Source organism: Pseudomonas triclosanedens, from assembly GCF_026686735.1.
Taxonomy (GTDB): domain Bacteria; phylum Pseudomonadota; class Gammaproteobacteria; order Pseudomonadales; family Pseudomonadaceae; genus Pseudomonas; species Pseudomonas triclosanedens.
In genome coordinates this window covers 4,660,299-4,674,542 of sequence record NZ_CP113432.1, presented here as the reverse complement: position 1 = coordinate 4,674,542, position 14,244 = coordinate 4,660,299, and the positions used below count along the sequence as shown (strand labels likewise).

At 66.6% G+C, this 14,244-nt stretch carries 12 protein-coding genes; 9 read left to right on the top strand and 3 right to left on the bottom strand.

The features are described from left to right. Positions 1-64: 64 nt before the first annotated feature. The 3 genes from OU419_RS21635 to OU419_RS21625 form a co-directional block, all read right to left on the bottom strand. Positions 65-451 (bottom strand): hypothetical protein, encoded by a 387-nt coding sequence (locus tag OU419_RS21635; protein WP_254470696.1) that lies wholly within the window; start codon positions 449-451, stop codon positions 65-67. Between the two features lie 68 nt (positions 452-519). Further along, a complete protein-coding gene (locus OU419_RS21630; protein ID WP_254500510.1) occupies positions 520-2,142 on the bottom strand; it encodes a methyl-accepting chemotaxis protein in 1,623 nt (540 codons plus the stop codon). Between the two features lie 157 nt (positions 2,143-2,299). Next, positions 2,300-2,737, bottom strand: a complete 438-nt coding sequence (locus OU419_RS21625) for a YqaA family protein (RefSeq protein WP_254470698.1) — start codon at positions 2,735-2,737, stop codon at positions 2,300-2,302. A 189-nt stretch (positions 2,738-2,926) separates the two neighbouring features. Between OU419_RS21625 and OU419_RS21620 the strand changes: the two genes are divergently transcribed. The 9 genes from OU419_RS21620 to lysS all read left to right on the top strand — a co-directional run bounded on the left by OU419_RS21620 (position 2,927) and on the right by lysS (position 14,112). After that, complete coding sequence (locus tag OU419_RS21620) at positions 2,927-4,546, top strand: methyl-accepting chemotaxis protein (RefSeq protein ID WP_254470699.1); 1,620 nt, start codon at positions 2,927-2,929, stop codon at positions 4,544-4,546. Further along, on the top strand, positions 4,521-5,033 hold the full coding sequence (locus OU419_RS21615) for a chemotaxis protein CheW (RefSeq protein WP_254470700.1): 513 nt from the start codon (positions 4,521-4,523) through the stop codon (positions 5,031-5,033). The genes OU419_RS21620 and OU419_RS21615 overlap by 26 nt, the downstream gene beginning before the upstream one ends. Further along, entirely contained in the window at positions 5,030-6,286 is a 1,257-nt protein-coding gene (locus OU419_RS21610) for a CheR family methyltransferase (RefSeq protein WP_254470701.1), read from the top strand. Before OU419_RS21615 ends, OU419_RS21610 begins: the two co-directional genes overlap by 4 nt. Next, complete coding sequence (locus tag OU419_RS21605; protein WP_254470702.1) at positions 6,279-6,965, top strand: chemotaxis protein CheW; 687 nt, start codon at positions 6,279-6,281, stop codon at positions 6,963-6,965. Before OU419_RS21610 ends, OU419_RS21605 begins: the two co-directional genes overlap by 8 nt. Next, complete coding sequence (locus tag OU419_RS21600) at positions 6,962-9,238, top strand: hybrid sensor histidine kinase/response regulator (RefSeq protein WP_254470703.1); 2,277 nt, start codon at positions 6,962-6,964, stop codon at positions 9,236-9,238. The genes OU419_RS21605 and OU419_RS21600 overlap by 4 nt, the downstream gene beginning before the upstream one ends. After that, the gene (gene cheB, locus OU419_RS21595) at positions 9,235-10,242 is read left to right on the top strand and encodes a chemotaxis response regulator protein-glutamate methylesterase (RefSeq protein ID WP_254470704.1); all 1,008 of its coding nucleotides are present in this window, start codon (positions 9,235-9,237) and stop codon (positions 10,240-10,242) included. The genes OU419_RS21600 and cheB overlap by 4 nt, the downstream gene beginning before the upstream one ends. Positions 10,243-10,250: 8 nt before the next feature. Beyond that, positions 10,251-11,273, top strand: coding sequence for a response regulator (locus tag OU419_RS21590; RefSeq protein ID WP_254470705.1), 1,023 nt, complete (start codon positions 10,251-10,253; stop codon positions 11,271-11,273). A 141-nt stretch (positions 11,274-11,414) separates the two neighbouring features. Then, positions 11,415-12,510, top strand: a protein-coding gene (prfB, locus tag OU419_RS21585; RefSeq protein ID WP_254470706.1) for a peptide chain release factor 2 whose coding sequence is annotated in 2 segments (ribosomal slippage) — positions 11,415-11,486 and positions 11,488-12,510 — 1,095 coding nt in all. Because the reading frame shifts where the segments join, the coding sequence is not laid out codon by codon here. Between the two features lie 81 nt (positions 12,511-12,591). Then, a complete protein-coding gene (gene lysS / locus OU419_RS21580; RefSeq protein ID WP_254470707.1) occupies positions 12,592-14,112 on the top strand; it encodes a lysine--tRNA ligase in 1,521 nt (506 codons plus the stop codon). Positions 14,113-14,244 lie beyond the last annotated feature (132 nt).

The following is a 14,244-nucleotide window of genomic DNA, read 5'->3' as shown; positions in this document are numbered from 1 at the left end:
AGCCTGCGCATCTACGAAAAAGCCGGCCACACGGGCCGGCCTTTTCGTTTCTGGCAGTCACGCTTCAGCGCGCGATCATGCCTTCGATGCGCTTGGCGAAGGCATTGGCGAGGTCGCCGTCGGCGAGCAGCAGCAGGTAGTCGTGCTCGGACTTGGCCGCCGGCGCGATGCGGTACTTGAGCGTGCCGCTGGCCACCTGGCCGACCACCGGCACCGACAGCGTGCCGACGCATTCCAGCACGCCGCTGTCCGGGTCTTTCTCGATGATCGCCACATCTTTCAGCTCGGCCTTGCTCAACGCGTCGGTCTGGCTGGAGAGCGAGCCGCTCAGGAAGATCCTGACCAACTGGTTCTTCACGTCGTCCGAACCGCAGACCTTGGCCTGGTTGCCGCCGCAGGCGCTCAACAGCGCCGCCGCGGCCAGTACGGCCGACAATTTCAACACGTTCATCTATCCACCCCGTGGCGTTCCATGATGGCCATTGGATACGCCGATGTAGGAAAAATTCCCTAACCGGTTTACACCACGAAACGCGCCACCATGCCGTTGAGGTTCACCGCCAGGCGCGACAGTTCCTGGCTTGCCGCGCTGGTCTGGGTTGCGCCCGCCGATGTCTGGGTGGCTAGGTCGCGGATCAGCAGCAGGTTGCGGTCCACTTCGCGGGCGACCTGGGCCTGCTCCTCGGTGGCGCTGGCGATCACCAGGTTGCGCTCGTTGATCTGCGACATGCGTTCGAGGATGACCTCCAGCGAGGCGCTGGCTTCTCCGGTGCGGGCGACGGTACGCTCGGCGTGGGCGGTGCTGCTGAGCAGAGCGGCCACGGTCTGGTCGCTGCCGTTCTGGATGGCCGATACCAGTTCTTCGATTTCCCGGGTGGAGCTCTGGGTGCGTTGCGCCAGCGAGCGGACTTCGTCGGCGACCACGGCGAACCCGCGCCCGGCCTCGCCGGCCCGCGCCGCTTCGATGGCGGCATTGAGCGCCAGCAGGTTGGTCTGCTCGGCGACGCTGCGGATGACTTCCAGCACCTTGCCGATGTCCTGCGCCTGGTTGGCCAGCGCTTCGGCCTGCTGCGAGGCGCTGCCGACTTCACCGGCCAGCACGCCGATGGAGCTGGAGGTTTCGCTGACGCGCCCCTGGCCGGAACGCGCCGCCTCGATGGCCTCGCGGGAGGCGGCGGAGGTGGAGGCGGCGTTGCTGGCGACTTCGTCCACGGCGGTGGTCATCTGGTTGACTGCCGTGGCGGCCTGCTCGATCTGGTCGCTCTGCTGTTGCAGGGCGCGGGTGCTCTGTTCCATCACGCTGCTCATTTCCTCGGCGGCGGAGGCGAGCTGGCTGGCGGAGTTGCCGATGCCGCGGATGGTTTCGCGCAGGTGGCCCTGCATGTCCGCCAGGGCGTTGAGCAGTTGCGCCGGTTCGTCGCGGCCCTCGATGCTCAAGCGCTGGCTTAGGTCGCCTCCGGCGATGGTCTGCGCGACGCGCACGGCCTGGGCGAGGGGGACGACGATGCTGCGGGTGAGCTGCCAGGCCAGCAGCAACGTCAGCGCCACGCTGAGCACGAGGATGCCGCTGACCACCAGCCGGCCGCTCTGGAATTGTTCTACGGCGCGCTCGGCCGCGGCTGCGGCGCCGTCGCGGTTGAGGTCGATCAGGGCGGTGAGGTGTTTGCCCAGCTCGGCGCCCTGCTGGGTGATGCTGCCGTTGAGCAGGAGCCGGGCGCCATCGATGTCGTTCTGGCGGGTCTTCTCGACCAGTTGATCGACATACGCAAGGTAGGTGTCGAGGCTGCGGGTCAGCTCGTCGGCGCGCTGCTGTTCTTCGGCGCCGAGGATGAGCCGGGAGTATTCGCGCAGGACTTTGTCCTTGTCCTGCCGTGCGTCGGCGATCAGGCCCAGGCTGTGCTGGCGCGCGGTCTCATCCTGGTTGACCAGCAGGCGCATCGACTCCAGGCGGATGCGGGCGATGTCGCTGGATAGCTGGTTCATGTGGTTGATGCTCAGCAACCAGTTGTTGTCGATTTCCTCCGAGGCGGCACGCAGGGTCGAGAGTTTGTAGAGCGAAAACAGTCCGAGGAACACCAGCAGGACGCCCATCAGGGCAAAACCCAGGGTGGCGCGACGGCCAATACTCATGTTTCTGAACATCGTGAATGTCCCTTTGAATCATCCATTGTTTGCCGGCAGCCGTACTGGCCGCGCCATATCGATGATGGCGTAGTGATATTATTGACGCCAATTTTCCACGCAGTGGCAAAACAGGACGAACGGACGAAATACTTGTCCGCTTTTGGCGCTGGGCGATTCAGCCCAGCGTGAGCCAGGCGAGGATTGCGTAGCGGCCGACCTTGGCCAGCGTCACCAGCAGCAGGAAGCGCCAGAGCGGTTCGCGCATGACGCCGGCGATGAGCGTTAGCGGATCGCCGATGACCGGTGCCCAGCTCAAGAGCAGCGACCAGCTACCGAAGCGCTGGTAGCGCGCCTGCGCCTTCTCCAGCGTTTGTGCGCTGACCGGGAACCAGCGGCGGTCACGCCAGCGCTCGATGCCGCGCCCCAGCACCCAGTTGACCAGCGAGCCGAGGACGTTGCCCAGGCTGGCTGCCAGCAGCAGCGTCCACACGGAGTACTGCCCGCCCAGCAGCAGGCCCACCAGCACGGCTTCCGATTGCAGGGGCAGCAGAGTGGCGGCGCCGAAGGCGGAGAGAAAGAGGCCGGCGTGGGCGGCCAGGGCAAGGGACAGCATGGAGGGTTTCGGTACTTCCGAAGGTGAGGTGCAGGGCTGGAGTTCTGGAATAAAAGAGGCGCTGTTTGAGCGTGTCTGGATACTATATGTCCTATCTTGCTGAGGACCTGGCAGGAATTTACATTCGCGGCGTGGGCTTGCCCGAATGGATCGTCCTCGGCACGTCTCGATCATCTTCTGGGGAAGGCTGTGAAGAACTGGACTCTACGCCAACGCATCCTGGCGAGCTTTGCCGTCGTCATTGCGATCATGCTGCTGATGGTGGTGATTTCCTATGTCCGCCTGCTGGGCGTCGAGGCCAGCACGCAGCGGGTCAGCCGCGATGCGATGCCAGGCACTTACGCGCTGACCACCGTGCGTTCAGCCTGGACTGACAACATCCTGATGGTTCAGGTACTGGTCGGCCTGAGCGAGGGCAAGGCGCTCGATGCCGCCGGCCGCCAAGCGTTCCGCACCAACCACGATGCACTGATCGAGCGCGTGTCGCAGTACGAGGCGACCATCCACGAGGAGCGTGACCGTCAGTTGCTGGGCCGCTTCAAGCAGGAGGCGCAGACCTACGAGGCGTTGCTGGCGCAGGTGCTGGATATCTACGGCAAGGATCGCGAGGGCGCACGCCGGCTGTTGCTGGAGCAACTGGAGCCATCCTGGGAAACCGGCCGCAAGACGCTCAATGAGTTGATCAGCATGAACAAGGAAATCGCTGATTCGGCGTCCGGGGATATCGTCAGCGAAGTGCAACTGGCCAAGGTCACCATGCTGGTGTCGCTGCTGCTCGCTATCATCGCTGCGGCGGTATGCGGCTTGCTGCTGATGCGTGCCATCACCGAGCCGGTGCGCCAGGTTGTGCGCGGCCTGGGCGCGATGGGCGGCGGCGACCTGACCACCCGCCTGGCGCTGGAGCGCAACGATGAGTTCGGCGTCATCGAGACCGGTTTCAACGGCATGGCCGAGGAGATCAAGGCGCTGGTATCGCAGGCGCAGCGTTCGGCGATCCAGGTCACCACGTCGGTCACCGAGATCGCCGCGACTTCCAAGCAGCAGCAGGCCACCGCTACCGAAACCGCGGCCACCACCACCGAGATCGGCGCCACCTCGCGGGAGATCGCCGCCACCTCGCGCGACCTGGTGCGCACCATGACCGAGGTGTCGTCGGCGGCGGAGCAGACTTCCACCCTGGCCGGTTCCGGCCAACTGGGGCTGGCACGCATGGAAGAAACCATGCATCACGTGATGGGCGCCGCCGAGCTGGTCAACGCGAAGCTGGCGATCCTCAACGAGCGCGCCGGCAACATCAATCAGGTGGTCACCACCATCGTCAAGGTCGCCGACCAGACCAACCTGCTGTCGCTCAACGCCGCCATCGAGGCGGAGAAGGCCGGCGAGTATGGCCGTGGCTTCGCCGTGGTGGCCACCGAGGTGCGCCGGCTGGCCGACCAGACCGCCGTGGCTACCTACGACATCGAGCAGATGGTGCGCGAGATCCAGTCCGCCGTGTCCGCTGGCGTGATGGGCATGGACAAGTTTTCCGAAGAAGTGCGTCGTGGCATAGCCGAAGTCGGCCAGGTCGGCGAGCAGCTCTCGCAGATCATCCAGCAGGTGCAGGCGCTGGCGCCGCGCGTGCAGATGGTCAACGAAGGCATGCAGGCCCAGGCGACCGGCGCCGAGCAGATCAACCAGGCTTTGGTGCAGCTCGGCGAGGCCACCGGGCAGACAGTGGAATCGCTGCGCCAGGCCAGCTTCGCCATCGATGAACTGAATCTGGTGGCCAACGGACTGCGTAATGGCGTCTCACGCTTCAAGGTCTGATTCCGCTGTAGCGGGCAGGCTCTATCTGCAGTTCCGCCTTGGCTCGGACCGTTACGCGCTGGACGTGCACGACGTGGTCGAGGTGCTGCCGTTGCCGGCGCTCAAGCGTCTGCCGGAGGCTCCGGCCTGGGTCGCGGGGCTGTATGCCCATCGCGGTGAGTTGCTGCCGGTGCTGGACCTCAGCCAGCTCGCCTTCGGCCACAGTGCTCCCCGGCGCACCAGCACGCGCCTGGTGCTGGCGCGCTACCGCGCGGGTGGCGAGGGGCCGCAGCAGAACCTCGGGCTGATCCTGGAACAGGCCACCCATACCCTGCGCCGCGATCCGGCGGCATTCCGTGACTACGAGCTGGACAACGGCAGCGCGCGGTACCTCGGCCCGGTGCTGGAGGATGAGCAAGGCTTGCTGCAGTGTGTGCGTGTCGACCAGTTGCTCACCGACGAGGCCCGCGAGCGCCTGCTGTGCGGTGCTGGGAGTGCGCCGGCATGACCGACCCGCGCGTGGCCCGCCTGCTCAAGGAGCGCATCGGCCTGGATGCGGAGTCGATTGGCGAGGTGGTGATCGGCCGGGCCGTGCGCCAGCGCAGTGCCAAGGTCGCTGGCGGCGATGTCGAGCGTTATTGGGCGTGCCTGCAGGCCTCCGCCGAGGAAGTGCAGGCGCTGATCGAGGCGGTTATCGTCCCGGAGACCTGGTTCTTCCGTTATCCCGAATCCTTCGCCGCGCTGGCCCAACTGGCTGGCCGGCGCGTGCTGGAACTGGCCGGTTCGCGGCCCTTGCGCCTGCTCAGCCTGCCGTGCTCTTCCGGCGAAGAACCCTATTCGATGGTCATGGCGCTGCTCGACGCCGGGCTGGCACCATCGACCTTCGAGGTCGACGCGCTGGATGTCAGCCGTTCTGTGCTGGAGCGCGCGGCGCTGGAGCGCGCGGCGCTGGGGCGCTACGGGCGCAACTCCTTCCGTGGCACTGACCTGGGCTTCCGCGACCGCTATTTCGCGGGAGCGGAGGGCGAGCAGCAACTCTGCGAGGCGGTACGGGCGAAGGTGCAGTTCCGCGTGGGCAACCTGTTGTCGCCGACTCTGCTGGCTGGCGAGGCGCCCTACGACTATGTGTTCTGCCGCAACCTGCTGATCTATTTCGACCGTCCGACCCAGGAGCGTGTGGTGGATGTTCTGCGCCGCCTGGCGCGGGAGGATGGCGTCCTGTTCATCGGCCCGGCCGAGGCCAGCCTGCTGTCGCGCCAGGGGTTGCGGCCGTTGGGCGTGGCGCAATCCTTCGCGTTTCCGCTGGATGGCGAGGCCGCGCCGGTGCGCCCGTCGCTCGCCCCGCCCGCGCCTCGACCTGCGCCAGTGCCACCGCCCAGGGCCAGCACGCCGAACGTGCCTGCGCCGCGCCCGCGCTATCCGAAGCCGGAGGCGCCGCCTGTCGAACCGGCCGCTGCCAGGCTGGCGGAGATCGCCCGGCTGGCCGACTCCGGGCAGGCTGCCGAGGCGCGCGGACTATGCGAGGCGTTGCTCGCCGAGCAGGGGCCGAACGCCGAAGCCTTTTACTGGCTGGGCCTGCTCAGCGATGCCCAGGGGCAGGGTGCCCAGGCTCAGGGGTATTACCGCAAGGCGCTGTACCTGCAACCCGATCATCAGGAATGCCTCCTGCATCTGGCCGCGCTGCTTGCCGCCCAGGGCGACCTGGAGGGAGCGCGGCGCCTGCAGGAGCGCGCTGCGCGAGGAGTGAAGCGCAATGCCTGAACGTGGCTACGAACTGGAACTGGACAGCCGCGCCGAGCCAGTGGATGACTGCTGGAACCGTATCGGCGTGCGCGGCGACAAGTCCTGCGCGCAACTGTCCGAACATATCCATTGCCGCAACTGCCCGGTCTATGCGGCGGCGGCGATCCGTCTGCTGGACCGCTATTCGCTGGGTGACGAGTCCCCCGTGCTCGCCCCGGCGGCCGAAGATGCGGCACCCGAAACCGGGCATGCCCACCTGATCTTCCGTCTGGGCGATGAGTGGCTGGGGCTGCCGACCCGCGCCCTGGCCGAGGTTGCTTCCGAATGTGCGGTGCATTCGCTGCCGCACCAGCGTTCGCCGGCGCTGCTGGGCGTGGCGAACGTGCGCGGCACGCTGGTGGCCTGCGTGTCGCTCGGCGAACTGCTCGGGCTGGACCGTCGCGTGGCTGCGGGCGAAGGCGCCCGCGTGGTGCCGCGCATGCTGATCCTGGCCGCTCCGGGCGGGCCGGTGCTCTCGCCAGTGGATGAGGTGGATGGCATTCATGCGCTGGACGCGGCGGCGATGATTGCGTCTTCCGGGCAGTCGCTGGCGGCCACCGATCGATTCACCCACGGCGTGGTGCAGTGGAGCGGCCGCAGCGTCCGTCTGCTGGATCACGAGGCGCTGCTGGATGCGGCCACCCGGAGCCTCGCATGACCCCGGACCAGATGAAGGATGCCTCGATGCTGGAGCTGTTCCGCCTCGAGGCGGAAGCCCAGACCCAGGTTCTCAGCCAGGGACTGCTGGCGCTGGAGCGCAACCCGACCCAGGCCGACCAGCTCGAAGCCTGCATGCGCGCCGCGCATTCGCTCAAGGGCGCGGCGCGGATCGTCGGCCTGGACGCCGGCGTGCAGGTCGCCCATGTGATGGAGGACTGCCTGGTCGGCGCCCAGGAAGGCCGGCTGCTGCTGGCACCGGAGCACATCGACGCGCTGCTGGCGGGCACCGATATCCTGCTGCACATCGCCGATGCCCAGGCCGAGCGCGCCGCCCGGGCACAGCAGGGCGTGCCGGTGCTGGTGGAGCGCCTGCAGGCGCTGCTCGCCGGTCGCGCGCCTTTGCCGACGGCGCTTGCGCCGCTGGCGCCCGCGCCGATCGAGGCGCCGCAGGTGGACCCGCAAACCGCTTCCGACACGGTGGCCGATAACACGCTGCGCCGCCGCTCCAGCGATGGCGACGAAAGCAGCGACCGGGTCCTGCGAGTCACCGCCGAACGTCTGAATCAATTGCTCGACTACTCCAGCAAGGCACTGGTGGAATCGCAGCGCCTGAAGCCGCTGCTCGATTCGCTGCAGCGCCTCAAGCGCATCCAGGCCAGTGCCAGCCGCGTGCTGGACGGTGTGCGGGACGCGGCCAACACGGCCAGTCTGGACCCCGAGGCGCAAGCTTATCTGGCTGACGCGCGGCGTCTGGTCGGCGAGTGCCAGCAGGTGCTCAGCGAGCAGATCGCCGAGCTGGACGAGTTCAGCTGGAAGGCCGGCCAGCGGGCACAGTCGCTCTACGACACGGCGCTGGCCTGCCGCATGCGGCCATTCTCCGATGTGCTCGGCGGGCAGGCGCGCATGGTGCGCGACCTGGGGCGCTCCCTGGGCAAGAGCGCGCGCCTGGAGGTGCAGGGCGTTTCCACCCAGGTGGACCGTGAGGTGCTGGAGAAGCTCGAGGCGCCGCTTACCCATCTGCTGCGTAACGCCGTGGACCACGGCATCGAGTCTCCCGAGGCTCGGCGCCAGGCCGGCAAGCCGGAGGAAGGCTGCATCCGCCTGCTGGCCCGGCACCATGCCGGCATGCTGGTGCTGGAACTGCAGGACGACGGTGCCGGTGTCGATCTGGATCGCCTGCGCGACGCCATCGTGCGCCGCCAGCTCTCCACTGCGGAGACCGTGGCGCGGCTGACCGAGGATGAGCTGCTGAGCTTCCTGTTCCTGCCGGGCTTCAGCATGCGCGAGCAGGTTACCGAGGTTTCCGGCCGTGGCGTTGGCCTGGATGCCGTGCAGCACATGGTGCGCCAGCTACGCGGCGGCATCCGCATGGAGCAGGTGCGCGGGCAGGGCGCGCGCTTCCACCTGGAGGTGCCGCTGACGCTTTCGGTGGTGCGCAGCCTGGTGGTGACCATCGGCGGCGAGGCTTATGCCTTCCCGCTGGCGCATATCGAACGCATGCGGCGCCTGGCGCCGGAGGAGATCGTCCAGCTCGAAGGCCGCCAGCAGTTCTGGCACGAAGGCCGGCATGTCGGCCTGGTGTCGGCCAGCCAGTTGTTGCAGCGCCCGGATGGCAGCAACAGCGAGGATGAGATCGCCGTGGTGGTGATCCGCGAGCGCGATATGGCCTACGGCGTGGCGGTGGAGCGATTCATCGGCGAGCGGACCTTGGTGGTGCTGCCGCTCGACCCGCGCCTGGGCAAGGTGCAGGATGTATCCGCCGGGGCGCTGCTGGACGATGGAACGCCAGTGCTGATCCTCGATGTCGAGGACATGCTGCGTTCGGTGGAAAAACTGCTGATGACCAGCCGCCTGGAGCGCATTGACCCCACGGGCCGCCTCACTGGCCCGCAGCGCAAGCGCGTGCTGGTGGTGGACGACTCGCTCACCGTGCGCGAGCTGGAGCGCAAGCTGCTGCTCGGGCGCGGCTACGACGTCGCGGTGGCGGTGGATGGCATGGATGGCTGGAATGCGCTGCGCTCGGAGCATTTCGATCTGGTCATCACCGACATCGACATGCCGCGCATGGACGGCATCGAGCTGGTCACGCTGATCCGCCGCGACAGCCGCCTGCAGTCGCTGCCGGTGATGGTGGTTTCCTACAAGGACCGCGAAGAGGACCGCCGGCGCGGGCTCGACGCAGGTGCCGACTATTATCTGGCCAAGGCCAGCTTCCACGACGAGGCCCTGCTGGATGCGGTGGTCGACCTTATCGGAGGTGCACAGGGATGAAAGTGGGTATCGTCAACGACATGCCGTTGGCGGTGGAGGCGATGCGCCGTGCGCTGGCCTTCGAGCCGGCGCACCGGGTGGTCTGGGTGGCGGCCAACGGCGCCGAGGCTATCGAGATGTGCGCCGCGCAGAAGCCCGACGTCGTGCTGATGGATCTGCTGATGCCGGTGATGGATGGCGTCGAGGCGACGCGCCGGATCATGGCGCAGAGCCCCTGCGCGATCATCGTGGTGACCGTCGACCTGGAGCAGAACATGACCCGCGTGTTCGACGCGATGGGGCATGGCGCGGTGGACGCGGTGAATACGCCGGCAATCGGTGCCGGCGATGCCTACGAGGCGGCCCGGCCGCTGCTGCGCAAGCTGCAGAACCTGGCCTGGCTCAACGCGCCGCGCGATGCCCGGCCGAGCACCAATGTCGCGCCGCCGCGCAAGGCCAGCGGCGCGCGACAACTGGTTGCCATCGGCTCGTCGGCGGGCGGCCCGGCGGCGCTGGCCGAGCTGTTCGCCCAGTTGCCGGAAACCTTCCCCGCCGCCATCGTCGTCGTGCAGCACGTCGATGAGGTGTTCGCCGCCGGCATGGCCGAGTGGCTTTCTACCCAGTCGCGCATCCCGGTGCGCCTGGCCCGCCACGGTGAGCCGCCGCAACCGGGCTGCGTTCTGCTGGCCGGCACCAATCACCATATCCGGCTGCTCAGGAGCGGCGAGCTGGCCTATACCGCCGAGCCGAGCAGCCACATCTATCGCCCATCCATCGACGTATTCTTCGACAGCGTGGTGGAGAACTGGAGCGGCGACGCCGTTGGCGTGCTGCTCACCGGCATGGGGCGCGACGGCGCCGAGGGGCTCAAGCACATGCGCGAGCGCGGCTTCCTCACCCTTGCCCAGGACCAGGGCAGCAGTGCCGTCTACGGCATGCCCAAGGCCGCGGCGGCGATCGGCGCCGCAGTGGAGATTCGCGCGCTGGGCGACATCGCCAGCCGCCTCGCCGATGTCTGCGGCTAGGAGCTTTCATGAACCCGACACAGAGTAATTACCCCGTGACCACTCCAGGCGAATCCGCCGTGATGGTGCTATTGGTCGATGACCAGCCGATGATCGGCGAGGCCGTGCGCCGCGCGCTGGCGGATGACCCCAGTATCGATTTTCACTTCTGCTCGGACCCGCAGCAGGCCATCGCCGTGGCGATCCAGATCAAACCGACGGTGATCCTCCAGGATCTGGTGATGCCTGGCGCCGACGGCCTGGCACTGGTGCGCGACTACCGCGCCAATGTCGCTACCCGCGACATCCCGATCATCGTCCTGTCGACCAAGGAAGAACCCTCGGTGAAGAGCGCGGCGTTCTCCGCCGGGGCCAACGACTATCTGGTCAAGCTGCCCGATGCCATCGAGCTGGTGGCGCGCATCCGTTATCACTCGCGCTCCTATCTCGCGCTGCTGCAGCGCGACGAGGCTTACCGCGCGCTGCGGGAAAGCCAGCAGCAGTTGCTGGAGACCAACCTGGTGCTGCAACGGCTGATGAACTCCGACGGCCTGACCGGGCTGTCCAACCGCCGCCACTTCGACGAGTACCTGGAAATGGAGTGGCGCCGCGCCCAGCGCGAGCAGAGCCAGCTATCGATCCTGTTGATCGACGTGGACTTCTTCAAGGCCTACAACGACACCTTCGGCCATGTGCAGGGCGACGAGGCGCTGCGCCAGGTGGCGGCGGCGATCCGCGCCAGTTGCAGCCGTCCGTCGGACCTGCCGGCGCGCTACGGCGGCGAGGAGTTCGTCCTGGTACTGCCGGGCACTTCTCCAGGTGGCGCGCGCCTGCTGGCGGAAAAGCTGCGGCGCTCGGTGCAGGACCTGGGCATCGCCCACGAGTTGCCGCGCACCGGCGCGCCGCTGACCATCAGCATCGGCGTGGCCACGCTGACCCCGCAGGTCGGCCAGCCCTATCGCCAACTGATCGAACTGGCCGATCAGGCGCTCTATAACGCCAAGCATGGCGGCCGCAACCAGGTGGGGATCGGCGATCCGTCCGGCGCCTGAAGCGGCGGGCGTATTCCGACGGTGCGGGTTCTCCGCGCCACCACCGGCGAGCGTACAGTCCGCTGACGTAGTGCAGATCAACCGTGCGGTTCTCGGGTATACTTGCCGGCTTTTCGACGCCCTTTACGAGTGATGCCCGCCATGGAAATTCAACCGATCCTCAACAGCATCAAGGACCTCTCCGACCGTACCCAGTCCATTCGGGGGTATCTTTGACTACGATCTGAAACATGATCGTCTGATCGAAGTAAACCGCGAGCTGGAAGACCCAGCGGTCTGGAACAAGCCCGAATACGCCCAGAACCTCGGCCGCGAGCGCGCCATGCTGGCGCAGATCGTCGAGACCCTCGACGAGCTCACTGGCGGCCTGGCCGATTCCCGCGACCTGCTCGACATGGCCGTCGAGGAGAACGACGAAGGCGCCGTCGGCGACGTCGAGACCGAAGTCCAGCGCCTGCGCGAGATCCTCGAGAAGCTGGAGTTCCGCCGTATGTTCAGCGGCGAGATGGACCCCAACAACGCCTACCTGGACATCCAGGCCGGCTCCGGCGGCACCGAAGCCCAGGACTGGGCCAACATGCTGCTGCGCATGTACCTGCGCTGGGCCGACAAACACGGCTTCAGTGCGGAGATCGTCGAGCTCTCCGAGGGTGAAGTCGCCGGTATCAAGGGCGCCACCGTGCACATCAAGGGCGAGTACGCCTTCGGCTGGCTGCGCACCGAGATCGGCGTGCACCGCCTGGTGCGCAAGAGTCCGTTCGACTCCGGCAACCGTCGCCACACCTCGTTCACCGCAGTGTTCGTCTCGCCGGAAATCGACGATAACATCGAGATCGAGATCAACCCGGCCGACCTGCGCATCGACACCTACCGTTCCTCGGGCGCGGGCGGTCAGCACGTGAACACCACCGATTCCGCGGTGCGTATCACCCACGTGCCGACCAACACCGTGGTGGCCTGCCAGAACGAACGCTCCCAGCACGCCAACAAGGACACCGCCATGAAGATGCTGCGGGCCAAGTTGTACGAGCAGGAGATGCAGAAGCGCACCGCCGCCTCGCAGGCGCTGGAAGACTCCAAGTCCGACATCGGCTGGGGCCACCAGATCCGTTCCTATGTGCTCGACCAGTCGCGCATCAAGGACCTGCGTACCGGCGTGGAGCGCAGCGATTGCGACAAGGTGCTGGACGGCGATCTGGACGAATACCTGGAAGCCAGCCTGAAGCAAGGCCTGTAAACAGCACCGCCGCGGGGCGGACCGAGCGGCCCGCCCCGCCAGTAACCCCTATTGATCAAGACGCCAGGCAGATAGACGACCATGAGCGACCAACAACTCGACCAGCACGCAACTGTTCAAGACGACGGGCAACAGGAAGAAAACAAGCTGATCGCCCAGCGCAAGGAAAAGCTTGCCGCCGTGCGTGCAGCCAGGGCCATCGCCTTCCCCAACGACTTCCGCCGCGAGAACTACTTCGCGGACCTGCAGAAACAGTACGAAACCGCGACCAAGGAAGAGCTGGAAGCAGCCGCCATCCCGGTCAAGGTCGCCGGTCGCATCATGCTCAACCGCGGCTCCTTCATCGTTCTGCAGGACAGCAGCGGCCGCCTGCAGGCCTATGTGAACCGCAAGACCCTGCCTGAGGAAACCCTGGCCGAGATCAAGACCTGGGACCTGGGCGATATCATCGGCGCCGAAGGCACCCTGGCCCGTTCCGGCAAGGGCGACCTGTACGTCGAGATGACCAGCGTGCGCCTGCTGACCAAGTCGCTGCGCCCGCTGCCGGACAAGCACCACGGCCTGACCGATACCGAGCAGCGCTATCGTCAGCGCTATGTCGACCTGATCGTCAACGAGGAAACCCGCCACACGTTCCGCGTGCGTTCGCAGGTGATCGCCCATATCCGTCGTTTCCTCAGCGACCGCGGTTTCCTCGAAGTGGAGACCCCGATGCTGCAGACCATCCCCGGCGGCGCGGCGGCCAAGCCCTTCGAAACCCACCACAACGCGCTGGACATGGCCATGTTCCTGCGTATTGCCCCGGAGCTGTACCTCAAGCGCCTGGTGGTTGGTGGCTTCGAGAAGGTCTTCGAGATCAACCGCAACTTCCGTAACGAAGGCGTTTCGACCCGGCACAACCCCGAGTTCACCATGCTCGAGTTCTACCAGGCCTACGCCGACTACGAAGACAACATGGACCTCACCGAAGAGTTGTTCCGCGAGCTGGCCCAGGCCGTGCTCGGCAGCACCGACGTGCCCTATGGCGACAAGGTCTTCCATTTCGGCGAGCCGTTCGCCCGCCTGTCCGTGTTCGATGCCATCCTCAAGTACAACCCGGAAATCACCGCGGCTGACCTGAACGACATCGAAAAGGCCCGCGCCATCGCCAAGAAGGCCGGCGCCAAGGTCCTCGGCCATGAAGGCCTGGGCAAGCTGCAGGTGATGATTTTCGAAGAGCTGGTGGAGCACAAGCTGGAGCAGCCGCACTTCATCACCCAGTATCCGTTCGAAGTGTCGCCGCTGGCGCGCCGCAACGACAACGATCCGAGCGTCACCGACCGTTTCGAGCTGTTCATCGGTGGCCGCGAGATCGCCAACGCTTACTCCGAGCTCAACGACGCCGAAGACCAGGCCGAGCGCTTCATGCTGCAGGTCAAGGAGAAGGACGCCGGTGACGACGAGGCGATGCACTTCGACGCGGATTTCGTCAACGCGCTCGAATACGGCATGCCGCCTACCGCCGGCGAAGGCATCGGCATCGACCGCCTGGTGATGCTGCTGACCAACTCGCCGTCGATCCGTGACGTCATCCTGTTCCCGCACATGCGCCCGCAGGCGTAAGCGCTGGAACCGGTGAGAAAGGCCGCCTCGGGGCGGCCTTTTTCGTTTTTGCGATGTGGCGGCGGGGCTGCTCCGCGTTGCCGTTCCACTGCTGGCCTGGCGAGCCGACGAGATGCAGGTGCTGGCGGGTGG

Bases quoted from the DNA above. Each gene is read 5' to 3' on its own strand.
- OU419_RS21610 (WP_254470701.1), top strand. From the start codon at position 5,030: ATGACCGACCCGCGCGTGGCCCGCCTGCTCAAGGAGCGCATCGGCCTG.
- lysS (WP_254470707.1), top strand. From the start codon at position 12,592: ATGAGCGACCAACAACTCGACCAGCACGCAACTGTTCAAGACGACGGG.
- OU419_RS21635 (WP_254470696.1), bottom strand. From the start codon at position 451: ATGAACGTGTTGAAATTGTCGGCCGTACTGGCCGCGGCGGCGCTGTTG.
- cheB (WP_254470704.1), top strand. From the start codon at position 9,235: ATGAAAGTGGGTATCGTCAACGACATGCCGTTGGCGGTGGAGGCGATG.
- OU419_RS21625 (WP_254470698.1), bottom strand. From the start codon at position 2,737: ATGCTGTCCCTTGCCCTGGCCGCCCACGCCGGCCTCTTTCTCTCCGCC.
- OU419_RS21600 (WP_254470703.1), top strand. From the start codon at position 6,962: ATGACCCCGGACCAGATGAAGGATGCCTCGATGCTGGAGCTGTTCCGC.
- OU419_RS21605 (WP_254470702.1), top strand. From the start codon at position 6,279: ATGCCTGAACGTGGCTACGAACTGGAACTGGACAGCCGCGCCGAGCCA.
- OU419_RS21615 (WP_254470700.1), top strand. From the start codon at position 4,521: ATGGCGTCTCACGCTTCAAGGTCTGATTCCGCTGTAGCGGGCAGGCTC.
- OU419_RS21590 (WP_254470705.1), top strand. From the start codon at position 10,251: ATGAACCCGACACAGAGTAATTACCCCGTGACCACTCCAGGCGAATCC.
- OU419_RS21630 (WP_254500510.1), bottom strand. From the start codon at position 2,142: ATGTTCAGAAACATGAGTATTGGCCGTCGCGCCACCCTGGGTTTTGCC.